The organism is Sphingomonas sp. CBMAI 2297 (assembly GCF_029870595.1).
Taxonomy (GTDB): Bacteria; Pseudomonadota; Alphaproteobacteria; order Sphingomonadales; family Sphingomonadaceae; genus Sphingomonas.
On record NZ_JAPDIR010000009.1, the window covers coordinates 148,982 to 175,087 of the forward strand.

Below are 26,106 nucleotides of genomic sequence, written 5' to 3' on the forward strand. Positions count from 1 at the left end.
CGGGGATGACGGAGTATGCGCGAATGACTGACACTCCCGAACGCGCCACCGAGCCCGCCGCCCTGGTCGGCCAGCTCACCCAGCTGCTCGACGTCGAGCGGATCGACACCGATCTCTATCGCGGTCCGCGCCAGCCCGGCGGCGTCGGCCGCGTGTTCGGCGGCCAGGTGGTCGCCCAGGCGCTCCAGGCCGCGCAGCGCTCGGTCGAGGACGACAAGCTCGCCCATTCGCTCCACGCCTATTTCATGCGGCCCGGCGACGAGAACCACCCGATCATCTACCGGGTCGTGCGCGATTTCGACGGGCGCAGCTTCGCCAATCGCCGGATCATCGCGATGCAGGGCGGCCAGCCGATCCTCAACATGACCGCGAGCTTCCAGCTCCCTGCCGAGGGCCTGCACCACCAGTTCGACATGCCCGACGTGCCCGATCCGGACAGCCTCGTCTCCGAGCGCGACCTGCGCGAGGCGATCCGCGACGAGGTGCCCGAGAAGTTCCGCCGCTTCTTCCTGCGCGCGCGGCCGATCGAGATCCGCCCGGTCAATCCGCGCAACTGGTTCAAGCCGGTGAAGAGCGAGCCCGTCCAGCACAGCTGGTTCCGCGTCGTCGCCCCCCTGCCCGACGATCCCGCGCTCCACCGCGCGATGCTCACCTATGCCACCGACATGACGCTGCTCGGCACCTGCATGCTCCCGCATGGCGTCAGCTGGATGAACGGCGGCGTGCAGACCGCCAGCCTCGACCATGCCGTGTGGCTGCACGAGCCGTTCCGCTTCGACGAATGGCTGCTCTACACCACCGACAGCCCCTGGGCCGGCCATGCGCGCGGCTTCAACCGCGGCCGCATCTATGCGCGCGACGGCCGCCTCGTCGCGAGCGTGGCGCAGGAGGGGCTGGTCCGCGTCAAGGACTAGGCCCCCGCCTAATCCGGGTGGACGTCCAGGCCCAGCGCCGTCAGCAGCGCGAATTGCTGGTCGGCGGAGACCATCATCCCCTCGACGCTGCCGAGCTCCCGCAGCACCATCCCGGCCAGCTCGCCTCCGCGCAGATCGGCCCGCGCCAGCTTCGCGCCGGCGAGTTGGGCATTGGTGAAGTCGCAGCCGCGCAGATCGGCGCCCTCCAGCTCGGCATCGAACAGCAGCGCCTCGCGGAGGCGCGAGCCGGTCAGCGTGCAATCGGGCATGCGCAGCTCGCTCAGGTCGGCGAGCTCCAGGTTGCAATCGGCGATCACGCCGGCCCATTTCACCAGCCGGCGCCCCAGCGCATGGCCGAAATCCACCTTGTGGAAGACGGCGCCCCGCAGGTTGCAGCCCCTGAGCGCGCCGGCATGGAGGCTCGATCGCTCGATCCTGGCGAAGGAGAGGTCGCAGCGCTCGAACGCCACCTGGTCGAGCTGGGAGAAAGCGAACTGCACGCCGGCATGCCCCGCATCGTCGGCGAAGCTGCAATTCTCGAACCTGGCGTCGCGCAGATCGGCATTGGCGAAGCGGCAGCGGATGATCCGGCAATCGCGGAACCGCGCGTCCTGCAGGCAGGTCCCGGTCAGCTGGACAACGCGCAGCACGCAATTCTCGAACCGCGCGCCCGCGAGATCGGCATCGCCGAATTCGCCGGCGGACAGATCCTCGCCATGCGCCACGCCGCCCGCCTCGATTGCCATGCCAGCTCCTCCCTCGCCCGGCCGCGCTAGCTGCTTTCTACGAACATATCAAGAACATGCGCCCGCCTGCCCCCTCGCCGCCGGAACGTCCAGTTCCAGCCGGGCGTTGGCGGCGGGGACATCAAGGCGGGAGTTCGGGAAGATGGCGATCGGCATGGTGCTGGCGGCATGGTTCGCGCAGGATCTGGCGCTGGTCACCGCCGACGCCGCCGATCCCGTCGCGGTCGCCACCAAGCTCGACATCACGTCCTTCCCCAATTCGACCGGCCCACGCCGCAAGGAGGGGCTGCGCACCTTCGCCGATTATGGCTTCACCAGCGTGGCCCGCGACGGCAATGCCGCGGTGCTCGACGCCGCCGACAAGAGCTGGACCTTTCGCGTCAGCATCCTCGATCGCGGCGACAAGGCGATGAAGCTCTGCATCCTCGATCGCGCGCTGAACGGCGGCAGCTATTTCAGCGTGAAGCCGATCGAAGTGACGCAGGGCAAGGACGGCCTGTTCCGCGCCACCGGCAATCCCGTCGCCGATCCCAATTGCGCCTGAGCCGGGAAGCATTAGAGGGCGGAGCATGGAAACCGCCGCGCGCCGCTTCGCCTATGTCACTCTGGACGTGTTCACCGAGACTCGCTTCGGCGGCAATCCGCTCGCCGTGTTCACCGATGCCCGGGGCATGACCGACGCCGAGATGCAGGCTCTCGCCGCCGAGATGAACTATAGCGAGACCACCTTCGTCCTGCCTCCCGCCGATCCGGCCAACACCGCGCGCGTCCGCATCTTCCATCGCACCGCCGAGATGCCCTTTGCCGGCCATCCCAATGTCGGCACCGGCTTCGTCCTCGCGGGCCTGCGCCCCGATGCCGGCGACACGCTCCGCTTCGAGGAGATCGCCGGGCTGGTCGAGGTCCGCATCGCCCGCGACGACAGGGGCGGCCCGCTCGGCGCCGAGATCGACGCGCCCCAGCCGCTCCAGCTGCTCGGCACGCTCCCGGCGGACGGCACCGCCGCCTGTCTCGGTCTCGATGTGACGGATCTGGTCACCACCACCCATGCCCCCATCCGCGCCAGCCTGGGCGTGGATTTCGTCTTCGTCGAAGTGGCCGAGGAAGCGCTCGGCCTCGCCCGGCCCGATATCGCTGCCTATCAGCGCCTCGCCGATGCCGAGCGCGACAGCGCCGCGCGCCTGTCGATCTTCCTCTATGCCCGCGAAGATAACCGCATCCGCGCCCGCATGTTCTCCCCGCTCACCGGCACCTGGGAGGACCCCGCCACCGGGAGCGCCAACGCCACGCTCGGCGCGCTGCTGCTGTCGCTCGGCGAGGCGGAAACGGCGCGCTTCGACGTGCGCCAGGGCGTCGAGATGGGTCGCCCCAGCAACCTCGTCGTCCGCGCCTGGCGCGCGCCCGAAGGCATCCGCGCCAGCGTCGCCGGCCGCTGCGTGCCGGTGTTCAACGGCAGCGTCGAACTCTAGTTCCTGGGCCGCACCACATAGGCGCTGGGCAGATACAGGAACACCTCGGTCAGGCTGGCCCGCGCCCATTCCACCGGCCGGTCCAGCCCACGCACCTCCACGCCATAGCCGGTGCCGAACTTCGCTGCCGTCGCCTCGGCATCGGCGGCGATCAGCCCGATGATCTGCGGGCGATACTGGTCGGGATTGACCACCGACAGGGTGAGATCCCCCTTCTCGGTCATCTCCGCCCGGCCGACGCTGGGCACTGCCTTCAGGAAGCGCGTGATCCGGTCGAGCGCGGTCTTGGCATCAACACCGGGCGCGAGGCGCGTCTTGACCAGGAACACGGTCTTGTCGGTGTCAGGCCGCCCGTCGTTCGACAAGGGGAGGTTCCGGTAATTGGCCACCGTCAGCGGCTCGACGACATATTCGCCGGTCGCCAGCTCCACACCATGGGCGGCGGCCAGGTCGATCGCGCCGCGGATCATCGCGTAGATCTCCTCGCGCCGCTTGCCCGCCTCGCGCGTGTCGCCGGCCACCCTGACTTCCTGCACCGCGAAATCCGCGGTGCGGCGCAGAGTGATGATCGGCATGGTATCCGAATAATCGTCCGCCTCGCGCCGCGAGCCGGTAACCACGATCTCCTGCGCGCTCGTCGCTGGGACCGCCTGCTGCGCGAACGCCGGCGCGACCGATATCAGTGAAAATGCCGCCAACAGCCATTTCATGCCCGCTCTCCCTCCGTTGATCGGGAGAGTGCGGAGTGGCCTGCCCCAAGTCAATCAGAACGCCGGCTTGCCGAATTCCTGCCGCGTCACCGGGTGGCTCGACGAAAGCCCGCCATCCACCACCCAGGCCTGGCCGTTGACATAGCTCGCGGCGTCGCTCGCCAGGAACAGCGCCACACGCGCGATCTCGTCCGGCACGCCGGCGCGGCGCAGCGGGTTCAGCCGCCCGAGCTTGTCTTCCTTGCCCGTCTCACGCGCATAGTCGAAGGCGCGCTGGGTCATGCCGGTCTCGATCAGCCCCGGGCAGATCGCGTTCACGCGCACGCCCGATCCGGCGAATTGCTGCGCGGCGGTCTGCACCAGGTTGATCACGCCCGCCTTGCTCGCCGAATAGGCCGGGCCGCCCGCGCCCGATCGCAGCCCGGCCACGCTGGCGGTGCAGAGGATCGCGCCGCCGCCGCGCTCGACGATCCGCGGCCCCGCATGCTTGATCGCCAGCGCCGGGCCGATCAGGTTCACCCGCAGCACTTCGGTCCACAGGTCCACCGGCGTATCGAAGATGCCGGTGGCGCCGCCGGAGATGCCGGCATTGGCGAAGAAGATGTCGAGCCCGCCGAACGCCTTGATCGCGGTGGCGACCAGCCGCTCGACATCCGCTTCGTCGCCCGCATCCATGCGCACGGCGATCATGCTCTCCCGTCCGGCGACGGTCTCCTCCACGGCTTCGCTGAGATCCGCCGCCGCCACCATCGCGCCGGCTTCCGCGAAGGCGCGTGCCGTCGCCCGCCCGATCCCGGAGCCGGCACCCGTGACGATTGCGACCTTGCCGGTGAACTGCATCTCTTCGTTTCCCTCTCTTCTCCCCTCCCGCTCGCGGAAGGCGGATTCAAATCGTCACGCCCCCGTCGATCACCATCGCCTGGCCGGTCATGAACGCGCTGGCCGGGCTGGCCAGATACACCACCGCACCGGCGATTTCCTCGGGCTCGCCGATCCGCCGCAGCGGCGTGGCCGCGTTGGTCGCCCTGGCCCGCTCGGGATCTTCCCACAGCGCCCGGGCGAAGTCGGTTCGGATCAGGCCCGGCGCGATGCAGTTGACCCGCACATTGTCCGGCCCGAACTCGACCGCATAGTTGCGCGCCAGCTGCAGGTCCGCCGCCTTGGAGACGTTGTACGCTCCGATCACCGGCGATCCGCGCATCCCGCCGATCGACGAGACGATCACGATCGATCCCTCGCGCCGCGCCCGCATCTCCGGCGCCACCATCTGGATCAGCCAGTGGTTGGAGAGGACATTGTTGTCGAGGATCTTGCGGAACTGGTCGTCCGCGATGCCCTCGAGCGGACCGTAATAGGGATTGGAGGCCGCATTGCAGACCAGCACGTCGATACGGCCGAACGCGCGCCGCGTCGCGTCGACCAGATGCTGGAGCGCCGCCTTGTCCGAGATGCTCGCCGCCACCGCCAGCGCGGTGCCGGCACCGTGCCTCGCGTCGATCGCGGCGGCGACCTCGTCGCACGCGTCCTGCTTGCGGCTGGAGATCACCACCTTCGCGCCCTGCGCGGCCAGCGCCTCGGCCGCGGCCCTGCCGATCCCGCGCGAGGATCCGGTGACGATCGCCACCTTGCCGGCCAGGTCGAACAATGTGCTCATCCTTCCTCCAACTCTGCCCGTCATCCCGGCGAAAGCCGGGATCTCAGGCGATGGCGGGAAAAGAGCCGCACGAGATCCCGGCTTTCGCCGGGATGACGATCAGGCCCCCGCTTCCCGCGCGAAATGCCAGGCAGCCGCCACCAACCCCGGCATCCGCTCCACCGTCGCCGCCGCCTGCGCGCTGGAGGCGTTGCCGTCGATCATCCGCTTCTTGATGCCCTGCACGATCCCGGCGAGGCGGAACAGGTTATAGGCGAAATACCAGTTGAGGTCAGGCACGCCGTCGCGCCCCGTCGCCGCGCAATAGCGCGCGACCACCTGCTCGATCGTCGGGATGCCGGTCTGCGGGCCCGTGAGCCCCTTCACGCCCGATCGCCCTTCCGGCTCGGTCACCCAGCTCATCAGGAAATAGGAGAAGTCCGCCAGCGGATCGCCCAGCGTCGACAGCTCCCAGTCGAGCACCGCCAGGATGCGCGGCCCCTCGGGCGCGAAGATCATGTTGTCGATGCGGAAATCGCCATGGACGATGCTGGTGCGCGTCTGCTCGGGCACGGTGCGCGGCAGGAACGCGATCAGTTGCTCCATCTCGGGCAGGTCGTCGGTCTGGCTCATCCGATACTGCTTCGACCAGCGCTCGACCTGCCGCGCGAAGTAATTGCCCGGCTTGCCATAGCCGCCCAGGCCCACCGCCTCATACTCCACCGCATGGAGCGCCGCGAGCGTGTCGACGATCGCATGGTAGTGCACGGTCCGCTCCGCCGGCGCCATGCCGGGCAGCGCGCCGTCCCACAGCGTCCGCCCCTCCACCATCTCCATGATGTAGAAGGGCGCGCCGATCACTTCGGCATCCTCGCAGAGCCCATAAGGCCGCGCGACCGGGAAGCCCGTCGGGTGCAGCGCCGCGATCAGCGCATATTCGCGCTCCACCGCATGCGCCGAGGGCAGGATCGGCCCGAACGGCTTCCTGCGCAGCACATAAGCGCCGGAGCCGGCATCGATCCGATAGGTCGGGTTGCTCTGCCCGCCCGGGAATTTGGTCACCGCCAGCGGACCGGCGAAACCGGCGACGTTCGCGGCCAGCCAGTCCGCCAGCCGGGCTTCGTCCAGGTCGCTCATGCGAATTCGATCACCGAGCGCACGCTGTCGCCCTTGCGCAGCTTCTCCAGCGCGTCGTTGACGTCCTCCAGCCGGATCCGCTCGGCGACCATCGTGTCGAGGTCGAGCAGCCCGTCGAGATACATCTGCACCAGCCGCGGCATGTCGATCGGAAAGCGCGTCGAGCCCAGCAGCGAGCCCTGGATCTTCTTGCCGGTCAGGAAGGTCGGCCCGGGCAGGCTGACATTGTTCCCCGGCGCGATCATCCCCAGGATCGTCGCGGTGCCGCCGCGGCGCAGGATGTTCCAGGCGAGCTCGGCGGTGTTCGGCCGCCCGACCGCCTCGATCGCATAATGGACGCCACCGCCGGTCAGCTTGAGCACGTCCTTGGCCAGTCCCTCGGCCATCGCGTCGAGCGCATGGGTGGCGCCCAGCTTGAGCGCCAGCTCGCGCTTCTCCGCCACCGGGTCGATCGCCAGGATCGTGCCGGCGCCGGCGATCCTGGCGGCGTTGATCGCGGCGAGCCCGATCCCGCCGGCGCCGATCACCGCGACGCTCTCCCCGGGGCGCACCCGGCTATCGTTGAACACCGATCCCGCCCCGGTGATCACCGCGCAGCCCAGCAGCGCGGCCCGGTCCAGCGGCATATCCTTCGAGATCGCCACGCACGCATTCTCGTGCACCAGCATCTGCTCGGCAAAGGCGGAAAGGTTGAGGAACGGCGCCAGCGCGGTGCCGTCGTCCAGCGACAGCCGCGGCTCGGCATCGGCCGGGCGGCGCGTGGACGGATCGACGCAGAGCGAGGGGCGCCCGGTCACGCACATCTCGCAGCTGCCGCAGAACACGGTGAAGAAGGTGATGACGTGATCGCCCACCTTCAGATGCGCCACGTCGCTGCCCACCGCCTCGATCACGCCGGCGGCCTCGTGCCCCGGCACCGTCGGCACCGGATGCGGGAAGGCGCCGTCGACGAAATGGAGGTCCGAGCGGCATACGCCGACCGCCGCGGTGCGGATCAGCACCTCGCGCGGGCCCGGCTTGGCAACGCGGATATCGGCGATCTCGAGCGGCTTGCCCGCTTCGTAGAGAATGGCTGCTTTCATCTTGCTCCCCTAACCCGTCCTCCTGCTCCCCCAACCCGTCATCCCCGCGAAGGCGGGGATCCAGGGTAACTGAGCGAGGTCCCTCGCACCTCCGCATCCCCGCCTTCGCGGGGATGACGAAGGCTAGCGGCTGACTCCCACATCCCCGCTCGACGCCCGGTCCGCCTTGAACTCGGCATATTTCCCGAACTCGTTGCGCGCGATCGCCCGGCAATGAACCTCGTCCGGCCCGTCGGCGAGCCGCAGCGTGCGGATGCCCGCCCAGTCGTGCGCCAGCGCGAAATCGCCCGAGACGCCCGCGCCGCCATGCGCCTGGATCGCGTCGTCGATGATCTGCAGCGCCATTTGCGGCGCCTGCACCTTGATCATCGCGATCTCGAGCTGGGCGGCCTTGTTGCCGGCCTTGTCCATCATGTCCGCCGCCTTCAGGCAGAGCAGCCGCGTCATCTCGATGTCGATACGGGCGCGGGCGATGCGCTGCTCCCAGATCGAATGGTCCGAGATGCGCTTGCCGAAGGCGACGCGCGAGACCAGCCGCCTGGCCATCGCCTCGATCGCCTCCTCCGCCACGCCGATCGTCCGCATGCAATGGTGGATGCGCCCCGGCCCGAGCCGGCCCTGCGCGATCTCGAAGCCGCGGCCTTCGCCCAGCAGCACATTCTCCGCCGGCACGCGGACATTCTCGAGCACCACTTCGCCGTGCCCGTGCGGCGCATGATCATACCCGAAAACCGAAAGCATGCGCTCGATCTTCACGCCGGGGGCGTCCATCGGCACCAGGATCATGCTCTGCTGGGCGTGCCTGGCGGCGCCCGTGTCGGTCTTGCCCATCACGATCGAGACGGCGCAGCGCGGGTCGCCCACGCCCGAGCTCCACCATTTCCGCCCGTTGACCACATAATGATCGCCGTCGCGCACCATCTGCGTCTGGATGTTCGTCGCGTCCGAGCTCGCCACCGCCGGCTCGGTCATCAGAAAGGCCGAGCGGATCTCGCCCGCCATCAGCGGCGCGAGCCACCGGTCCTTCTGCGCCCGCGTGCCGTAGCGGTGGAGCACTTCCATGTTGCCCGTGTCCGGCGCCGAGCAGTTGAAGCACTCCGAAGCCCAGCCGAGCCGCCCCATCTCCTCGGCGCACAGCGCATATTCGAGGTTGGTGAGCTGCGTGCCCTGGAACTCGAAGCTGTCGTCGACATGGGCCTGGCCCGAATGCGGCGGCATGAAGAAGTTCCACAGCCCGGCGGCCTTGGCCTCGGCCTTCACTTCCTCGATCACCGGCAGCACCTTCCAGCGATCGCCCGCCTTCTGCTGGGCGCGATAGTCGCCGTCGCGGGGGCGGATGCGCGTGTCGATGAACGCCTTCACCCGATCGCGGAAATAGGTCTCGCGCTCGCTCAGCGTGAAATCCATGGCGCATCCTCTCCGATCTCAGTTCCTTGGACCGGAGTAGAGCATACCGGATATTCGGTAAAGTCGGGCCGGCGCGAAAATCGGCACAACCGCGATTCGAAAAAACGCTTTGGCTTCACACCAAATCCGTTAGACTGGTTGCAATGAATGCACCGGGGAAAGTCGAAATCGCAAGCGCGACGAAACGCTTCCAGGCCAAGCGGGACGCGATCCTCGCCGCGGCCGCGGACGCGATCAACGAGCAGAGCGCCAAGGGGATGACCTTCGCCGACGTGGCCCGCCGCGTCGGCCTCAACACCACGTCCGTCACCTATTACTTCAAGCGCAAGGAAGACCTTGCCGCCGCCGCCTTCGAGCAGACGCTCGACCGGCTCGAGGCGATGCTCGAGGATGCCGCGCGGGAGCCCACGCCCGAGGACCGGGTGGCGCGCTATCTCAACATCAACATGGAGCGACTCGCCCGCATCCGCCGCGGCGCCGAGCGCGACTTCGCCATTCTCTCCGACCTGCGGGCGATGGAAGACCCGATCAAGCGCGAGCTGCTCGATCGCTGGCGCGACGTGTTCCGCAAGACGCGCGCGCTCTGGGCCCCCGCCGCCAGCCGGGCCGAGACCGATCTCCACGGCGCCCGCGCGCATGTGCTGCTCGAGAACACATTCTGGCTCACCGCCTGGCTGCCCCGCTACGAGGTGGACGAATATCCGCGCGTCGAGGCGCGCCTGATGGACGTGTTCCGCACCGGCATCGCCGCCCCGGGCGAGGCCTGGACGCCGGCGATGCTCGATCTCGTGCACGAGGAGCCCGAGCCGGGGCGCGAGGCCTTTCTGCTCGCCGCCACCCGGCTGATCAACGAGCTCGGCTATCGCGGCGCCTCGGTCCAGAAGATCGCGTCCGAGCTGAACGTCACCAAGGGCAGCTTCTACCACCATCTCGACGCCAAGGACGAGCTGGTCATCGCCTGCTACAAGCGCAGCTTCGACATCATCGCCGACGCCCAGCGCCTGGCCGAGAATGCGGGCGGCACGCATTGGGAGCAGCTGGAGAGCACGATCGCCACGCTGCTCGACTATCAGTTCAGCGAGCGCGGCCCGCTGCTGCGCACCACGGCGCTCTCCGGCCTGCCGCCCCAGGTCCGCTCGACGATGATCGACCGCTCGAACCGCATCGCCCGCCGCTTCGCCGGCATGCTGTCGGACGGGATCGCCCAGGGCTCGATCCGCGCGATCGATCCGCTGGTCGCCTCGCAGACGCTGATGGCGCTCCAGAACGCGGCGTTCGACATGCGCAAATGGGCCAGCACCATGCCGCGCGAGCGCGCGGTGGCCTTCTATGCCTCCACGCTGGCCTTCGGCCTGTTCGACGATCGGGTGCTGGCGGGGTAGCCGGCCATCGGGGAGAGAAGTTCGTGTCCGGCTAGGCCGGGCGCTTCCCCATCTTCGGCCGCTTGAACCAGAAGCTCCACACCGCCAGGCTGCCGAGCAGCAGCATCGCCAGCCCCGATGCGGTGAGCAGCAGCCGGTAGAGCAGCCCGCCCACCTTGGCGGCGTGCACAGGATAGGCGCCGTTGAAGATCTGCGCGCCTCGCGGCAGCGCCAGCGCGTCGATCGATCCCAGCATATGGCCGTCGGCGGCATCGAACCAGATGTTCGAGCGGCCGTTGGGCAGCCATTCGCCCGCCCGCCGCATCCGCACCAGGATCGGGTCGCCGGCCTTGCGCGGCAGCGAAAGGATGCGGATCTGCGCATCGGGGAAGCGCGCATGCGCCGCCGCCACGATCGCGCGCCAGTCGGGATGCACCGCCAGCGGCCCGCTCTTCGCCATGGGCGGCTTCATCGCCGCCGCATCGGCGGCCGGAGAGGAGAAGGGCATGGTGACGAGCGCCGCGAAGGGCTTGAAGATCATCATCGTGCCGGTCACCGCCGACAGCAGCAGCAGCGGCGCCACCACGATCCCCAGGTCGCGGTGCTGCATCACGACCATCGGCCGGCTCAGCCGCTTGGGCCAGAGCCGGAACCTGAAGGTCCTGCGCGTCCGCCACCACAGGATCGTGCCGGTGATCACGAACAATATCGCCGCCAGCCCGGCGATGCCGATCACTGTCTCGCCGGTATCGCCGGTGAAGAGATGATGGTGCAGGTCGAACAGCCACAATTCAGGCCGGCTCCACTGGCTGCCCCAGCGCGTCACCACATCGCCCGCCTGGTCGGCATAGGCGCCCGCACCCTTGGCCAGGCGCAGCTGGTGCAGCCCGAACCGGTCGTCGGCATAGACGATGCTCTGCGTCGCCGGCTCGGCCGCCATCAGCTTCGCCGTCGTCGCGGCGATGGCGCCGTCGTCCGCCACGCGCATGTCCGCCGCGTGCGGCAGCGTCAGCGCCAGCCAGCTCTCCTCATGGACCAGGATCGCCCCGGTCAGCCCCATGATCGCCAGCACCAGGCCGAGCACGCCGCCGGTCCAGCGGTGGATCAGGTCGAGCCATTGCATCACGCCGCGCTGCATCAGAAGCGATAATCCCAGCCAAGCGTGAAGGTGCGCCCGCGCCCGGCATAGAACACCGTGTTGTCGTTGGGCAGACGGGTGTCGGAGCTATAGTCGATATACATCTTGTCGAACAGGTTGGTGACGCTGAGGCTCAGCCCGCCCAGCCCGGTCTGGTAGCGAACATAGGCGTCGGTCAGCACATAGCCGCCGAAATCGTTCATGAAGAGCTTTTGCGGGTGCAGCGGATTGGCGTCGTCGATCGTCCGCGCCTTGCCGTCGAAGCGGCGCGACAGATAGAATTGCGTCTGCACCCGCGCGCTGAACGGCCCGCTGGCATAGTCCGCCGCCAGGTTGACGCGATCGGGCGAGATGTTGGTGCCGTCGAGATCGGTGTCGACCTTGCCGTCCGGCACCGTGTCCGCATCGTAGCGGCCCTTCAGATGCGCATAGCCGATGCTCGCCTTCAGGCCCGGCACCGGCAGCTTCACGCCCAGATTGACCTCCAGCCCCTCGATCTCCACCCGCTGGCGCTGCACGTCGAAGATCCCGCTCGCGCGCGCGATCAGCAGCTGCCCCTTGTCGCTCGACGACCAGAAATAGGTGACCGAGGCGTCGAGCGGCCCGCGCTTCGCCTCCACCCCGATCTCGCGATTGTTCGAGACGATCGGCGAGATGTCGAGATAATTGTCCAGGTCGACGCCGGGCACCTTGATCGCCCGGGTGATGCGGCCGATGTCGGGCACGGTGAAGCCCTCGGCATAGCTCGCATAGGCGCGGATGCCGGCCACCGGTTCCACGATCACGCCGCCGTTGAACAGCAGGTCCTCGAACCTGGGCTTGCCGCCCGAGACCGCGACGCCGCCATAGGTCGCCTTGTTCGGCGCGACATAGGTGGTGGAGGCGAGCGTGTGGTAATCGTCGATCCTGATCTCGACATTCTCATAGCGCGCGCCGCCGGCCAGGCGCAGCTTGCCGCCGAACAGCTTCAGGTTCGCCTGGGCGAAGGGCGCCAGGCTGCGGAAATCGCTGGGCGGCACCCAGATGCGGCCGGTGGCGATCAGCCGCTGCTCGGTCTTGTCGATCAGCGCGTCGAAGCCGAGCGTGGCGGTCAGCGCCTCGAAGCCGGGCACCGCCCGCTCATAGCTCAGCTTGGCGCCCAGCTTGCGCGAGCGGTTCTCCGACTGGTCGAACAGCTTCTCGGTCGGATCGAGCCTGGGGTCCTGGAAGGTCGCGATCGGCGCGATCTCGCCGCCGAACGTGTCATGGGTGCGGTTGAAGAAGATCTGGCCGACGAAATTGCCGCCGCCCAGCGCCCTGTCGGTATAGGTGAGCGCCACGCTCTCGGTCCGGCTCGTGGCCGGCTTGCCCGGAGCGTCGCCGCGGATCGCGCTGGTCGGCAGGCCGGTGGCGCGGTTGCCCGGCACCGCGACGTAATTGCCGCCGCCCTTCAGCTCGAAGCGGCTCGCGATCAGGTCGATCCGCCCGGTATCGCCCACCTGGTATCCGATGCGCGAGAACAGCGAGACCGTGGTCGAATCCTGCGTCTCGCCCTGGGTGAGGTTCAGGCCGACGCGCCGCCCGTCGCCGTCGTAGAAGACGCCGCGCTTCTCATAGGCGGCGCCGAAGCTCGCGTCGAAGCGGCCCGACTTCCACTGGACCAGCCCCGCGGCCTTGCCGCCGATGCCGTCGCTCCGGAAGTCGTTGTCCGCCGTGCCCTGCAGCAGCACGCGCCCGCTGACTCCATCGGTCTTCGGCGCGCCCACCGTCACCTGGTTGACGATGCCGCCGGTGCCGCCGATCCCCTGCAGCGCGTTCGAGCCATAGATCAGCTCGACCCGGTCGACGAAGAAGCCGTCGATGGTGAAGCCGTCGCGGCTGCCGTCGCGCATCGGCGTCGATTGCGGGATGCCGTTGATCGCATAGAGCGGCGAGCGGCCGCGCAGCGTCTCGCCCGCGCCGGACAGCTTCTGGCGGGTCGGCGAGAAGGAAGGCGTGAGGTTCGCCACCGCATCGGTCACCGATCCCGAGATCGCGATCTGCTGGTCGAGCCGCTGCTTGTCGATCACGTCGATGGTGAGCGGCAGCGCGTTGGGCGGCAGCATCGTGCGCGCCGCGGTGACGACGATCTCCTCGGAATTCTCCGCATCCTTTCGTGGCTCGGCCTGCTGGGCATGGGCGACGGGCGGCATCGCCACGACAAGCACCGGCAACGGCAAGGAAAGCAGCGAAAGGCGCGCGCGCACGGCCATGGTTGGACCCCCGGGAGTTTCGCCGTGCCGCCATGGGCCGGCCTGTTCGCGGGAGCCGCTAGCAGTGGAGAGATGCTATTGCAAGCTAGTCGCAATAGCCCCTGCGCCATACCGGCGCGCGTCAGGCCGGACTCGCCGCCCTCGCCGTCCGCCGGGCGGTGAAGGGAACCAGCAGGAGCAGCAGCGCCAGCATCCAGAAGGCGGCGCGCAGCCCCACCGCTTCCGCCACCAGGCCGATCCCCGCCGGCCCGGCGAGAATGCCGGCATAGCCGAGCGTGGTGATCGCGCCGATCGCCAGGGCCGGCGGCATATGGGTCTGCGCGCCGGCCAGGCGGAACAGCACCGGCACGATGTTCGACGCCCCCAGTCCGATCAGCAGGAACCCCGCCAGGGCGACCGGCGCGACCGGCACGCTCAGCAGCACCACGAAGCCCGCGACCGCGACCAGCCCGCCGCCCAGCAAGGTGCGGTAATCGCCCAGCCGCGCCGTGAGCCGGTCTCCCAGCAGCCGCCCGCCCGTCATCGCGATCGCGAACAGAATATAGCCCAGCCCGCCCTGCGTCGCGCCGACCAGCCCCATCTGGGTGATCAACAGCGCGCTCCAGTCGAGCATCGCGCCTTCGGCCAGGAAGGTCGCCATGGCGAGCACCGCCAGCAGCACCACCACGCCGTGCGGCCGCACGAACAGCGGCCCGTCCTCGCCCCGCATGGCCGGCAGCAATCGCGGCCGGGCGACCAGCATCGCCGCCAGCATGATTCCCGCGCACACCAGGCTGCCGGCAAGCGCGCTTACCCGGAGCGACAGGAAGATCGTCATCAGCCCGGCCCCGGCAAAGCCGCCGATGCTGAACAGCGCATGGAAGCCGGACATCAGCGGCCGGTCCGCCGCGCGCTCCACTTCCACCGCGTGCACGTTCATCGCCACGTCGAGCGAGCCGAGCGCGGCGCCGAACAGCAGCAGCGCGCCGCCCAGCGCCAGGGGCGTCGCGGCGACGGTCAGCAGCGGCAGGATCACCGCGAGCGCGATGCCGCTCGTCACGATCACCGGCTTGCCGCCATAACGCGCGCTGAGCGGCCCGGTCGCCAGCATCGCCGCGATCGAGCCGATGCCGATGCAGAGCAGCAGCACCCCCAGCATCGCGGCGTCGATATGCAGGCGCGCCTTGGCAAAGGGCACCAGCGGCGCCCAGCAGGAGATCCCGAACCCGGCGACCAGGAAGGAAAGGCGCGTGGCCAGCCGCGTGGCCGGACGATCGGCGGACGTCATGAAATGCTCCGGCTCAGGCGGGGTCGGCGATGAGGATGCCGCGGCACCCGGCGGCATCGAGCGCGGCGCGCTGCACGGCCGAGGCGCTCGCCTCGACCACGAGCAGATCGATCTGGCCCAGCGCCGCGACCTGGTGCGGCGCGGCGCGGCCGAGCTTGTCGCTGGCGATCAGCGCCACTGTGCGCGCCGCCCGGGCGACCAGGGCGCGCTTGAAGGTCGCATCGGCGAGCTGCGCCGCTCCCACGCCGTCCTCCGACACCGAGCAGGCGCCGATGAATGCCCGGTCGAACCGCATCTGCATCAGCGCCTGCAGCGCCACCGCATCGACACAGCCGCCGATGATCGGATCGGCCTCGCCGCCCAGCAGGATCAGCTTCAGGTCCTGCCGCCGCAGCACCGCCGCGGCGATGTCGATCGCATTGGTCGCGATGGTCAGGTCCTTGTCCTCGGGCAGGAACTCGACCAGCGCGAGGTTGGTGCTGCCGCTGTCGAGGAACAGGAACTCGCCCGGGCGGATCGTCGTCGCGGCGGCGCGGGCAAGCGCATGCTTGTGCCCCTGATCGCCCGCGATGCGCGCCGCCATCGGCGCCGAGATCGGGGAGACCGGCAACGCCCCGCCATAGACGCGCCGGCACTTGCCCTCGGCGGCCAGCGCCCGCAGGTCGCGCCGGATCGCGTCTTCCGAAACCGCGAACTCGGCGGCCAGGGCGCCGGCCGAAACCGGCTGCCCGCCGGCAAGGCGCGCGGCAATCGCATCGCGCCGCGCATTGGGAGGATCAACAATCATGAATCGGCATTATCGTGCATAACTACGCGAGTCAATGCGCACGATCATGCACGATTCAGTGTTCTTGCGGTCGCGGCGCCTCGAAGCGCAGGCCACCGCGCGCCTCCACCGTGATCGGGCCGCGCGGCTTGGCGGGCAGCGCCGCCTGCACGCGTCCGAACAGCCGCCGCGCATCGCTCGGCCGGCGCGTCCGCACGCAGAGCGTCGTCTCCCCTTCCCGCCCCCAATGCTGCTGCTCCACCGCCCGCACCCCGCGATCGCGCGCGAGCAGCGCCCGCACGCGCTCGAAGGCGGGCCGGTCGATCCCCATCGCATAGCTGCCGAACTGGACGCGGACCGCGCATTCCGGCGCCGCCGCCTGGGCAAGGGCCGGGGCCGGGGCCGGTACGAGCAAGGCGAACAGGGGCAACGGGAACAAGCGCATGCGGCATTTCTCCACGATCATCTTCCCTCTCCTTCCGCCCGGCCGGCTGAACCGCGTCTGAAACGGCGAACGGGCCCGCGGATCGCTCCGCGGGCCCGTCCCCATTCCTTGCCAAAGGCGTCAGAAGCGCGAGCGCAGCGTGATGCCATAGGTCCGCGGCTCGGCGAGATAGGCCGAGAAGATCTGCGACCCGCCCGGATAGCCCGTCGTCGGCGTGGTGCTCACCGCCTGGAAGGGCGAGCTGAAGCCGACCTGCATGTAATTGGCCTTGGTCGCGTTCTGGACCCAGAGCTCCAGGGCCCAGAGCTGGTCGTTGCCGCTGATGCCGATCCGGCCGTTGACCACCACGAAGCTCTGCTGCTCCTTCTGGGGAAACAGGTCCGAGCCGGTGTTGTAGCGGTCGGCCAGACGCGCATCGACATAGAGCAGGCCGCGCAGCGATCCGCCCAGCGACGGCGTCCAGCCCGCCGAGCTCGTCACCACCCATTCGGGCGCGTTCGAGAGCAGCTGGCCCGGCAGCAGGCGCAGCGCCGGATCGAGCGGCGCGCCGCTGCTCGAGCCGACCAGGTTGTTGGCGTATTTGGTCTTGGCATAGGTCACGCCGAAGTTGAAGTTCAGGTCGCGCACCGGCGACATGGCCATCTCGACTTCGAAGCCGGTCGAGACCACGCCCGGCTTGATCTGGTTCGACGGGCAGGCGCCGGTGGTCGCGCTCAGGTCGCGATCGCCGCCGTTCAGGCTGATCTTGCAGCCGTTGATGTTCTGGACGAGATAGACGGTGCCGTTGAAGGTATTCAGCTGGAAATTGCTGAATTCCTGGCGGAATCCCGCGACGTTCAGGTTGAAGCCCCGGGTCGAGAGCTTCATGCCCGCTTCATAGGCGGTAACCGTCTCCTCCTCGAACTGGAGCACATCGGCATAATAGCCGGCATTGGCCAGGCTGATCGGGAAGATCGGCAGCGGCTGGGCCGGGTTCGGGTTCTTGAAGGCCGAGCGATCGAGGTTGAAGCCGCCCGCCTTGTAGCCGCGCGAATAGCTGCCATAGAGCAGGATGTTGTCGACCGGCTTCCACGACAGGATCGCCGTGCCGGTGAACTTGTTCTCCTTGCGCTGGTCGTTCAGCGTCAGCCCGTTGAGCGCGGAGGACGAGCCGCCCTGGCAGCTCAGCGTGATGATGCCGCCGGCGAGCGGCGCCAGCGCAGCCACGCCCATATAGGGCAGCAGGTTCGCCTGCTGCACCGGGCATATCGTGTTGGTATTGTTGAAGTTCGCGTTCAGCTTCTTGGTCTCGTTGGTGTAGCGCAGGCCCACCGTCAGATCCACCTTGCTGGTGACGTGGAAGATGTTGTGCGTGAAGAAGGCGAAGTTCGAGCTGGTCTGGTCGAAGTTCGCCGTGTCGTCGCCGACGTTGCGGACCGTGTCGAGCCGCTGCAGCCCCTGCACCATCGCCGACCCCGCCGCGCCGAGCGGCCCGAGCGTGTTGCTCAGCACCGCCACGCCGGTGGGCGACAGGCAGCCGACATTGTTCGGATTGTAGAAGGCGCTGAACGAGCCATAGACGACGCGGCAGGCGGCGAACCGGCCATAATCATTGCCGAACTTGAGCTCGCTCTTGGTGTCCAGGTCCTCATGGGCGTAATAGCCGCCCACCAGCCAGTCGAGCTTGCCGCCCAGCGCCTCGCCATGGAAGCGCAGCTCCTGGGTGAAGGTCTTGAACTGACGGCCGCTCTTCGGGCCGAAATAGAGGATGTCGGCCAGGCCGTAATCGGCGTCGGCCGCCTGGGTATTGTCATAGTCGCGATAGGCGGTGATCGAGGTCAGCTCGACGCCGCCCAGGTTCCAGTTGACCTCGGCCGAGAAGCCCCAGTCCTTGGTCTTGCCGGTATAGGAGCGGTTGGCGCTGGTCGCGATGCGGCGCGAATAGGCGTCGTTATAGCCCGGGAAATATTGCGCGAAGGTGGTGCCGGTGATCCCGGTCAGCACCGTCGCCACCGGCGTGCCCGGCGCGATCAGCCCGGGATTGGTCGGCGAGACATAGGCATTGGCCTGCGACACGTCGGCAGTCGCATAGACGGCGGCGCAGCAATCTTCCTTGCGATAGCTATAGTCGCCGATCAGGCGGACGGAGAGATCGGAGCTGGGCTGGAACAGCAGCTGGCCGCGGACGAGATAGCGGTCGCGATTGTTGATGTCCCGCCCGGTATTGACGTCGTGATAGAAGCCGTCGCGCTTGGAATAGAGCCCGTCGAGGCGAAAGGCGAGCTGCTCGGTCAGCGGCCCGGTCACCGCGCCCTGCAGGCGCCACGCGTCGTAATTGCCATAGGTGGCCTCGGCCATGCCGCCAAAGGTGAACTCCGGCCCCTTGGTGGTGACGCTGAGCATGCCGGCCGAGGCGTTGCGCCCGCCCAGCGTGCCCTGCGGCCCGCGCAGCACTTCGATGCGCTCGATCTCGCCCAGGTCGTTCAGGCCCAGGCCGGTGCGCGAGCGATATACGCCGTCGATGAAGGTCGCGACCGAGCTTTCCAGGCCCGGATTGTCGCCCACCGTGCCGACGCCGCGGATGCGGGCGGAGGTGTTGGCGTCGCTGCCGGTCGAGGAGACGAGCAGCGACGGCGCGACCTGGTTGAGCGCGCGAATGTCGTTGGCGCCGGTGCGCTCGAGCTGGGTGGCGGTCACCGCCGAGACGGCGAGCGGCACGTCGGCGAGCACCTGGGCGCGCCCCTGGGCAGTGACGACGATCTCGTTGGGATCGCGGGTTCCCGTGTTCTGCTCGGCCTGGTTCTGGCCGTTCTGGTTCTGGCCACTCTGGTTCTGGGCAGCCGCGTCGGCCGGGGTCTGGGTGTCCTGCGCGAAGGCAGGAGCCGCCAGGGCAAAGCTGAGCGCAGGAACAGCAACGCACGACAAAAGGCGTAACCGCATCATCATCATCTCTCCCACCACGGGCCAGAGCACTTTGGCGGCTCCATACCCTATCCTCGAATACTGACAGGTCCCGGAGGGACGTCAAGCAGAACAAAGGTTGCAAAAGGGGACTAACTCAGCAGTGTTGCGCAAATGTCATATATTGCTGGGTTATGTCTCCATACCCTGGCCGAATCGATCTTCGAAAAATTGCGGGCGCTTTGCGGTCTCACGCCATAACCGTCACCCCGGCAAAGGCCGGGATCCCAGACGAAAGCGCGATACGGCAGAAATCGCGCCCCGGATCGGGCCCGGGGTCGCCCGGCCCAAACCATCACCGTCATCCCCGCGCGCCCTCGTCATCCCCGCTATCCCTCCCTTCGTCATCCCCGCGCAGGCGGGGATCCAGGGCCAGAGGCGGGTTGCACGCGGTCGAGTCCCACGCGCTCCGGGGAGCGCTCGCCTGGCAGCATCCCTGTCCCGAATTACCCTGGATCCCCGCCTGCGCGGGGACGACGGGCTTTGCCGATTGAATCGTGGCCCTAGTAGCCGTTCAACCGCGCGAACCGGTCGCGGTGCCAGGCGGCATTGCCCCATTGCGCCTCCAGCACCCGGGCCCGCTTCAGGTAGAAGCCCGCATCATGCTCGTCGGTCATGCCGATGCCGCCATGGAGCTGGATCATCTCGCGGCTGACCAGGTGAAGCGTCTCGTTCGCCACCGCCTTGGCCAGGCTGACCTCCTGCGCAACGTTCGCACGGCCGCTGTCGATCGCCTCCAGCGCGCCCTCCACCGCCGAGCGGCAGAGCTCGAGCTCGGTGAACATCTTCGCCATGCGATGCTGCAGCGCCTGGAAGCTCGCCAGCACCTGGCCGAACTGGACGCGGGTCTTCAGATAGTCGTTGGTCTGGGCGAAGGCGCTCTCGGCCATGCCCAGCATCTCGGCGCTCGCCGCCGCCGCCGCGCGGTCCGCGACTTGCCCGATCAGCTCCGCGCCGCCGCCCAGCGCCTCGGCCGGAGCATTGTCGAACGTCACCTGCGCATGGCTGCGCGCATCGGTCAGGTGCCGCGGCGAACGCGTCACGCCCGCATCGCCCGGGACGAGATACAGCCCGTCCGTCGCCGCGACGACGAACAGCTGCGCGCCGTCGCCCTCGGGCACAAAGGCCTTCACGCCGCTCAGCCTGCCGCCTTCCACTTTCGTCGCGATCGTCGCGGGGTCGAAACGCGGACCCTCGTCGATCGCCAGCGTGGCGACCAGCTCGCCCGCCGCGATCCGCGGCAGCCATGCGGCCTTTTGCGCGTCCGATCCGCCCATCAGGATGGCGCTGGTGGCCGCCGCGGTGCTGGCGAGCGGCGTCGCGACCAGGTTGCGGCCAAGCTGCTCGAGCACCAGGCCCAGCGAGACATAGCCCATCCCGGCGCCGCCCTGCGCCTCGGGCACCAGGATGCCGGCCCAGCCCATCTCGGCCTGGGCGCGCCACATCTCGGCGTCATAGCCCGCCGCCGGCGCCGCATCGCGCATCTTGCGAAAGGCGGCGACGGGCGCCTCGTTGTCCGCCCATTCGCGCGCCATGTCGCGCAGCATCGTCTGTTCTTCGGTCAGGATTGCCACAACAAACTCCCTCTCACCTTCAGGGGAGCGGGCCGGGGACAGGGGCATGTACCCCCCGCGCTCCCAAGGCCCCTCTCCCCGGCCCTCTCCCCGCAAGCGGAGAGAGGGAGAAATCACTGATGATCCAGCATCCCCAGGATGCGCTTGGCGATCACGTTGTTCTGGATCTCGGTCGAGCCGCCATAGATCGACACCGCCTTGCCGAAGAGCCAGCCGCGCACGTCCTTGAGCGCGTCCTCCTCGAACCCGTCGCCGTCCCAGCCGAGGCCGGCCAGGCCGCGGATCTCGATCAGCAGCTCGGAGCGCTCCTGCATGATCCGCGCGCCGACATTCTTCATGATCGAGGTGGCGGCGCTCGGCCCCTGGTTCGACTTGGCCTCCAGCGCGGTGCGGCGCAGCGTGAGCAGGAAGCTGCGCAGGTCCATCTCGTGCCGGGCGATGCGGCCGCGCAGATCGGCATCGGCGATCCGGCCCTCGCCGTCCACGCCGACGAACTTCTTGGCGATCTGCCCCAGCGAGGCGCCGGCGAACATCCGGCCCGCGGCCGAGCCGCCGCCCGACAGGCTGGAGCGCTCGTGCTGGAGCAGCCGCTTGCCGATCGTCCAGCCCTCGCCTTCCTGGCCCACCCGATTGGCCTTGGGGACCTTCACATCGGTGAAGAAAGTCTCGCAGAAGGGCGACGAGCCGGAGATCAGCCGGATCGGCTTCACTTCCACGCCCGGCGTGTCCATGTCGACCAGCAGGAAGGTGATGCCCTCATGCTTCTTCGTCTTGTCCGTGCGGACGAGCATGAAGCATTTGTCCGCCCATTGGCCGCCGCTGGTCCAGGTCTTCTGGCCGTTGACGACATAATGGTCGCCATGATCCTCGGCGAAGGTCTGCAGCGAGGCGAGGTCCGAGCCCGCGCCCGGCTCCGAATAGCCCTGGCACCAGCGCACCAGCCCCTTGGCGATCGCCGGGATATGCTCGCGCTTCTGCGCCTCCGTGCCATATTCGAGCAGGGTCGGGCCGAACATCATCACGCCCATGCCGCCGATCGGGTTCCAGGCGCCGGCGCGCTGCATCTCTTCCTGGAGCACCCGCGCCTCGGCCCGGCTCAGCCCGCCGCCGCCATATTCCCTGGGCCAGGTCGGCACGCCCCAGCCCTTGTCCCCCATCGCCTGCTGCCAGGCGGCTTCCTCGGGCGAATTCTCGTGCGGCCCCTCGATCGCGGACATCGCATTGTCCTTGCCCTTCAGGCCGGGCGGGAAATTCGCCGCGATCCAGGCGCGGGCCTCGGCGCGAAACGTATCCAGGGGATTCGCCGGGGCATCGATATCGGGGGCCGTGGCCATCACACTCTCCGGATGTTCTTGTCCTTTCGAATTTGCGGTACGGCTGGGCGGGCGTCAAGCCATTCCATCGCCGCATCCGTCGCCCCGCCACTCTCCGGCTTCGCCCCCGATCCGTCATCCCGGGTTTCGCCGGGGTGACGCCCTCTTGCCATGCCCCTTGCCATGTCGCCGAAGTTCCCATTATGTTCCCATGGTATTGCGCGTGGCGACATCGCCCTTCTCTGCTAAAGGGCCCGCAAAGGGGATAATCATGAAGTTCGAACATCGCGCGGTGCCGATCGTGCTGATCGCCGTGCTCATCGACGTGATCGGCTTCGGCATCGTCATGCCGGTACTGCCCGCGCTCGTCACCGAGCTCGGCCATGTCGAGCTCGATGCCGCGACCCGCATCGCCGGCTGGATGCTCGCCGCCTTCGCCATCGCCGGCTTCTTCGCCGGCCCGGTGCTCGGCAATCTGGGCGACCGCTATGGCCGCCGCCCGGTGCTGATCCTGTCGATGGTCGCCTTCGCGATCGACTATGCGCTGATGGCGGCGGCGCCCAGCCTGGCCTGGCTGTTCGTCGGCCGGGTCATCGCCGGGATCGCGGGCGCCACTTTCGGCCCGGCGAGCGCCGTGATCGCCGACGTGACTCCGCCCGAGAAGCGCAGCGCGGTGTTCGGGCTGGTCGGCGCGGCGTTCGGCGTCGGCTTCATCCTGGGGCCGGCGCTGGGCGGGATCAGCTCGGTGCTCGGCTTGCGCGCGCCCTTTCTGATCGCCGCGATCTGCGCCGCGCTGAACGCGGCGGTGATGTTCTTCTTCCTGCCCGAGACGCTGGCGAAGGAGAACCGCCGGCCGTTCCGCTGGTCGGACGCGCACATCATCGGCGCCTTCCGCCCGCTCTTCCATGCCGGCAATGCCGGGCCGCTGCTGCTCGCCTGGTTCTTCTGGCAGCTCGCCGGCACCGTCTATCCGTCCACCTGGTCCTTCTGGGCGGCGATCCGCTTCGGCTGGGATGCGACGGCGATCGGCTGGTCGCTCGCCTATGTCGGCTTCCTCACCGTGCTGGTGCAGGCGCTGCTCACCGGCCGGGTGATCAAGCGGTTCGGCGAGCGCGGGGCGGCGCTGATCGCGCTCTGCGCCGCCTCGTTCACGCTCTTCTCCTATGCCTTCATCCAGCAGGGCTGGCAGGTCTATGCCTTCTTCCTGGTCGGCGCCTTCGGGGCGTTCGCCTATCCGGCGCTCAACGGCACCTTGTCGGGCATGGTCGGCGCCTCGCACCAGGGCGCGCTGCAGGGCGGCATCTCGAGCATGAACAACGTCGCGGCGATCCTCGGCCCGCTGATCGCCACCCAGGCGCTGGCGGCGGGCTCGCATCGCGGCTTCGACGGCGCGGCGTTCCTCGTCGCCGGCACGCTGATGGCCTGCGCCGCGCTGATCATCGCGCTGTTCGTGCACATGCGCCCCGCCTCCGCCACGGAACCGCAACCGAGCGATTGAGCATTTTTTCGAAAAATGCGTATGGCCTTCGTCCCGGCGCTCTTCTAGGCGTGCCGGGAACGGGGGAGAAGCTATGCGTACCGAAGCGATGCTCGCCGGCGAATTCGCCACATTGTCCGACCTGATCCGCGGCCATGCGGAGGAGCGGCCGGACAAGCCGGCGATGATCTGCGAGGATCGGTCGATCAGCTATGCCGCGCTCGACGCGATGCTCGATCGCGTCGCCGCGGCGCTCCAGCGCGAGGGGCTGGCCAGGAACGAAGCGGTCGCGATCCTCGGCGCGTCCTCGATCGAATATGCCTGCGCCTTTTTCGGCGCGCTGCGGGCCGGCTGCGTCCCCACGCCGCTCCAGCTTTCGGCCACGCCGGCGCAGCTCGCCGCGATGATCGCCGATTGCGGCGCGAAGATCCTGTTCCTCGATGCCACCGGCGCGAAGGCGCTGGGCGACGCGACCGTCGCAGCGAAGCGGGTGGCGCTCGACGATGGTGAGGCCGGCCTCGCTTTTCACGCCTTCCTGGCCCCCGAGGGCAGCAGGCCCGTGCCGGTCGAGGTCGGCCCGGACGATCCCTTCAACATCATCTACAGCTCGGGCACCACCGGCGTGCCCAAGGGCATCGTCCAGCCCCAGGCGATGCGGTGGATCCACATCGCCCGCGCGCCCGGCGGCTTCGCCAATGCGGTGACGATGGTCGCCACCCCGCTCTATTCGAACACCACGCTGGTCAGCTTCATCCCCACCATCGCCTGGGGCGGCACCGCGGTGCTGCTCGGCAAGTTCGACGCGCACGCCTTCGTGGCCCAGGCGGCGAGGCATCGCGCCACCCATGCGATGCTCGTGCCCGTCCAGTATCAGCGGATCATGGCGCTGCCCGATTTCGACAGCTTCGACCTCTCGTCCTTCGTCCTCAAGACCTGCACCAGCGCGCCTTTCTCCGCGGCGCTGAAGGCCGATGTGCTCGCCCGCTGGCCGGGCCTGCTCGTCGAATATTACGGGATGACCGAGGGCGGCGGCACCACTGCCCTGCTCTGCAACATGCATCCCACCAAGCTCCACACCGTCGGCACGCCGCTGCCGGGGCAGGACATCCGCCTGATCGACGAGGCGGGCAACGAAGTGCCGCAGGGCGAGATGGGCGAAGTGGTCGGCCGTTCGGGCGCGATGATGAGCGGCTATCACGGCCGCGCCGAGGCGACGCGCGACGCCAGCTGGCACGACGCCGAGGGCAATCGCTACATTCGCCACGGCGATGTCGGCCGCTTCGACGAGGACGGCTTCCTGATCCTGATGGACCGCAAGAAGGACCTGATCATCTCGGGCGGGTTCAACATCTACCCCTCGGACCTCGAGGCGGAGCTGGCCGGGAACCCCGGCGTGGCGGATTGCGCGGTGGTGGGCATCCCCTCGGAGCAATGGGGCGAGACGCCGGTCGGCTTCTTCACCGGCCCGGGCGACCCGGCCGAGGTGCTCGCCTGGTTCAACGCCCGGGTCGGCAAGACCCAGCGCCTGGCGGATCTGGTCAAGCTCGACGAGCTGCCCCGTAACGCGATCGGCAAGGTCCTCAAGCGCGAGCTGCGCGACCGGTACGCCGCGGGATGACGCCGCTCGCGGACCTATTGGCGGGAGCGGCACGCACCGACGGCGGCTTCACCACGGCCGTGCCCGCCGACTGGATGCAAGGCCGCACCGCCTATGGCGGCCTGTCCGCCGCGCTGGCGCTCCAGGCGGCGCTCGAGGCCGAGCCCGAGCTGCCGCCGCTCCGCTCGGCCCAGATCGCCTTTATCGGGCCGCTCGCCGGCGACGTGACCGTCACCGCGACGAAGCTCCGCCGCGGCCGCAACGCCGCTTTCCTCCAGTCCGACGTCGTCTCGGAGGCGGGGCTCGGCCTGCGCGCAACCTTCGTGTTCATGGCGCCGCTCGCCTCGGCCCTCGCCCATGACGCGGCGCCGCGCGCGCCCCTGCCCCCGCCGGTGCCGGACGCCGAGCTCTATACGGGCCCTGAGGACTTCTTCACCGGCAACTTCAACTTCCAGGACCACCGGGACGGCACCGGCCCGGCCGAATGGCTGCGCTGGGCCCGGCTGCGCGCGTCCGCCGGCCTTCATCCGTTCGTCGAGCTGATGGCGATCGGCGATGCGCTGCCGCCCGCCGCCTTCAAGCTGATCGAGGAGCGCCGCACGCCGCTCAGCTCGCTGAACTGGCAGATCAATTTCCAGACCGCCGAGCCGCGCACCACCGATGGCTGGTGGCTGCTCCACGCCGCCGCCGATACCGCGCACCACGGCTATTCCACCCAGCGCATGGCGATCTGGAACGCGGCGGGCGAACCCGTCGCCGAGGCGATGCAGGGAGTCGCCATCTTCGGCTGAGACAATTTGCGACAGTTTCCCGGGCGCATGACAAATCCATGCGACAGCTGCTGTCCAGAAATCGAATCCTGTCGGGGCGACACCCCCGGAACACAGGAGTTCGACCCC

General features: G+C 68.7%; 22 protein-coding genes. 7 read left to right on the plus strand and 15 right to left on the minus strand.

Going from position 1 to position 26,106, the window contains the following annotated elements:
* The first annotated feature begins 23 nt into the window (after positions 1–23).
* Positions 24–914: an acyl-CoA thioesterase II gene (locus OMP43_RS14240; RefSeq protein ID WP_280280187.1), complete on the plus strand. Its 891-nt coding sequence runs from the start codon at positions 24–26 to the stop codon at positions 912–914.
* A gap of 8 nt (positions 915–922) precedes the next feature.
* Here the strand turns inward: OMP43_RS14240 and OMP43_RS14245 are convergent, their stop codons facing one another.
* On the minus strand, positions 923–1,660 hold the full coding sequence (locus OMP43_RS14245; protein WP_280280188.1) for a pentapeptide repeat-containing protein: 738 nt from the start codon (positions 1,658–1,660) through the stop codon (positions 923–925).
* 142 nt (positions 1,661–1,802) lie between these two features.
* Between OMP43_RS14245 and OMP43_RS14250 the strand changes: the two genes are divergently transcribed.
* Together OMP43_RS14250 and OMP43_RS14255 are read left to right on the plus strand one after the other, a co-directional pair.
* On the plus strand, positions 1,803–2,204 hold the full coding sequence (locus tag OMP43_RS14250; RefSeq protein WP_280280189.1) for a hypothetical protein: 402 nt from the start codon (positions 1,803–1,805) through the stop codon (positions 2,202–2,204).
* Positions 2,205–2,229: 25 nt separating this feature from the next.
* Positions 2,230–3,129 (plus strand): PhzF family phenazine biosynthesis protein, encoded by a 900-nt coding sequence (locus OMP43_RS14255; protein ID WP_280280190.1) that lies wholly within the window; start codon positions 2,230–2,232, stop codon positions 3,127–3,129.
* On the opposite strand, the gene OMP43_RS14260 is transcribed toward OMP43_RS14255, so the two are convergent.
* The 6 genes from OMP43_RS14260 to OMP43_RS14285 all read right to left on the minus strand — a co-directional run bounded on the left by OMP43_RS14260 (position 3,126) and on the right by OMP43_RS14285 (position 9,098).
* Complete coding sequence (locus OMP43_RS14260; RefSeq protein WP_280280191.1) at positions 3,126–3,839, minus strand: TonB-dependent receptor; 714 nt, start codon at positions 3,837–3,839, stop codon at positions 3,126–3,128. The genes OMP43_RS14255 and OMP43_RS14260 overlap by 4 nt on opposite strands.
* Positions 3,840–3,893: 54 nt before the next feature.
* Positions 3,894–4,679, minus strand: coding sequence for a glucose 1-dehydrogenase (locus OMP43_RS14265; RefSeq protein WP_280280192.1), 786 nt, complete (start codon positions 4,677–4,679; stop codon positions 3,894–3,896).
* A gap of 46 nt (positions 4,680–4,725) precedes the next feature.
* Entirely contained in the window at positions 4,726–5,493 is a 768-nt protein-coding gene (locus tag OMP43_RS14270) for an SDR family oxidoreductase (RefSeq protein ID WP_280280193.1), read from the minus strand.
* Between the two features lie 99 nt (positions 5,494–5,592).
* Positions 5,593–6,609, minus strand: a complete 1,017-nt coding sequence (locus OMP43_RS14275) for a phosphotransferase family protein (RefSeq protein WP_280280194.1) — start codon at positions 6,607–6,609, stop codon at positions 5,593–5,595.
* Positions 6,606–7,691: a Zn-dependent alcohol dehydrogenase gene (locus OMP43_RS14280; RefSeq protein ID WP_280280195.1), complete on the minus strand. Its 1,086-nt coding sequence runs from the start codon at positions 7,689–7,691 to the stop codon at positions 6,606–6,608. The genes OMP43_RS14275 and OMP43_RS14280 overlap by 4 nt, the downstream gene beginning before the upstream one ends.
* 123 nt (positions 7,692–7,814) lie before the next feature.
* Complete coding sequence (locus OMP43_RS14285) at positions 7,815–9,098, minus strand: acyl-CoA dehydrogenase family protein (protein WP_280280196.1); 1,284 nt, start codon at positions 9,096–9,098, stop codon at positions 7,815–7,817.
* A gap of 143 nt (positions 9,099–9,241) precedes the next feature.
* Between OMP43_RS14285 and OMP43_RS14290 the strand changes: the two genes are divergently transcribed.
* Complete coding sequence (locus tag OMP43_RS14290) at positions 9,242–10,480, plus strand: TetR/AcrR family transcriptional regulator (RefSeq protein WP_280280197.1); 1,239 nt, start codon at positions 9,242–9,244, stop codon at positions 10,478–10,480.
* A 31-nt stretch (positions 10,481–10,511) separates the two neighbouring features.
* Here the strand turns inward: OMP43_RS14290 and OMP43_RS14295 are convergent, their stop codons facing one another.
* The 8 genes from OMP43_RS14295 to OMP43_RS14330 form a co-directional block, all read right to left on the minus strand.
* Positions 10,512–11,597, minus strand: coding sequence for a PepSY-associated TM helix domain-containing protein (locus OMP43_RS14295; RefSeq protein WP_348538606.1), 1,086 nt, complete (start codon positions 11,595–11,597; stop codon positions 10,512–10,514).
* Complete coding sequence (locus OMP43_RS14300; protein WP_280280198.1) at positions 11,597–13,828, minus strand: TonB-dependent receptor; 2,232 nt, start codon at positions 13,826–13,828, stop codon at positions 11,597–11,599. Before OMP43_RS14300 ends, OMP43_RS14295 begins: the two co-directional genes overlap by 1 nt.
* 121 nt (positions 13,829–13,949) lie before the next feature.
* Positions 13,950–15,095 carry an MFS transporter gene (locus tag OMP43_RS14305; RefSeq protein ID WP_280280199.1) on the minus strand — a complete coding sequence of 382 codons (1,146 nt, stop codon included), beginning with the start codon at positions 15,093–15,095 and terminating at the stop codon, positions 13,950–13,952.
* A gap of 13 nt (positions 15,096–15,108) precedes the next feature.
* A complete protein-coding gene (locus OMP43_RS14310) occupies positions 15,109–15,882 on the minus strand; it encodes a DeoR/GlpR family DNA-binding transcription regulator (protein ID WP_280280200.1) in 774 nt (257 codons plus the stop codon).
* A 55-nt stretch (positions 15,883–15,937) separates the two neighbouring features.
* Positions 15,938–16,306, minus strand: a complete 369-nt coding sequence (locus OMP43_RS14315) for a hypothetical protein (protein WP_280280201.1) — start codon at positions 16,304–16,306, stop codon at positions 15,938–15,940.
* A 120-nt stretch (positions 16,307–16,426) separates the two neighbouring features.
* Positions 16,427–19,225, minus strand: coding sequence for a TonB-dependent receptor (locus OMP43_RS14320; protein WP_280280202.1), 2,799 nt, complete (start codon positions 19,223–19,225; stop codon positions 16,427–16,429).
* Positions 19,226–19,749: 524 nt separating this feature from the next.
* The gene (locus OMP43_RS14325) at positions 19,750–20,820 is read right to left on the minus strand and encodes an acyl-CoA dehydrogenase family protein (RefSeq protein ID WP_280280203.1); all 1,071 of its coding nucleotides are present in this window, start codon (positions 20,818–20,820) and stop codon (positions 19,750–19,752) included.
* 113 nt (positions 20,821–20,933) lie between these two features.
* Positions 20,934–22,154, minus strand: a complete 1,221-nt coding sequence (locus tag OMP43_RS14330) for an acyl-CoA dehydrogenase family protein (protein ID WP_280280204.1) — start codon at positions 22,152–22,154, stop codon at positions 20,934–20,936.
* A gap of 250 nt (positions 22,155–22,404) precedes the next feature.
* Here OMP43_RS14330 and OMP43_RS14335 point away from each other — a divergent pair, with 250 nt between their 5' ends.
* The 3 genes from OMP43_RS14335 (at position 22,405) to OMP43_RS14345 (ending at position 25,998) form a co-directional block, all read left to right on the plus strand.
* Positions 22,405–23,631 (plus strand): MFS transporter, encoded by a 1,227-nt coding sequence (locus OMP43_RS14335; protein ID WP_280280205.1) that lies wholly within the window; start codon positions 22,405–22,407, stop codon positions 23,629–23,631.
* Between the two features lie 73 nt (positions 23,632–23,704).
* Positions 23,705–25,228, plus strand: coding sequence for a class I adenylate-forming enzyme family protein (locus OMP43_RS14340; protein WP_280280206.1), 1,524 nt, complete (start codon positions 23,705–23,707; stop codon positions 25,226–25,228).
* Positions 25,225–25,998, plus strand: coding sequence for a thioesterase family protein (locus OMP43_RS14345; protein WP_280280207.1), 774 nt, complete (start codon positions 25,225–25,227; stop codon positions 25,996–25,998). The genes OMP43_RS14340 and OMP43_RS14345 overlap by 4 nt, the downstream gene beginning before the upstream one ends.
* The last annotated feature ends 108 nt before the right edge of the window (positions 25,999–26,106 follow it).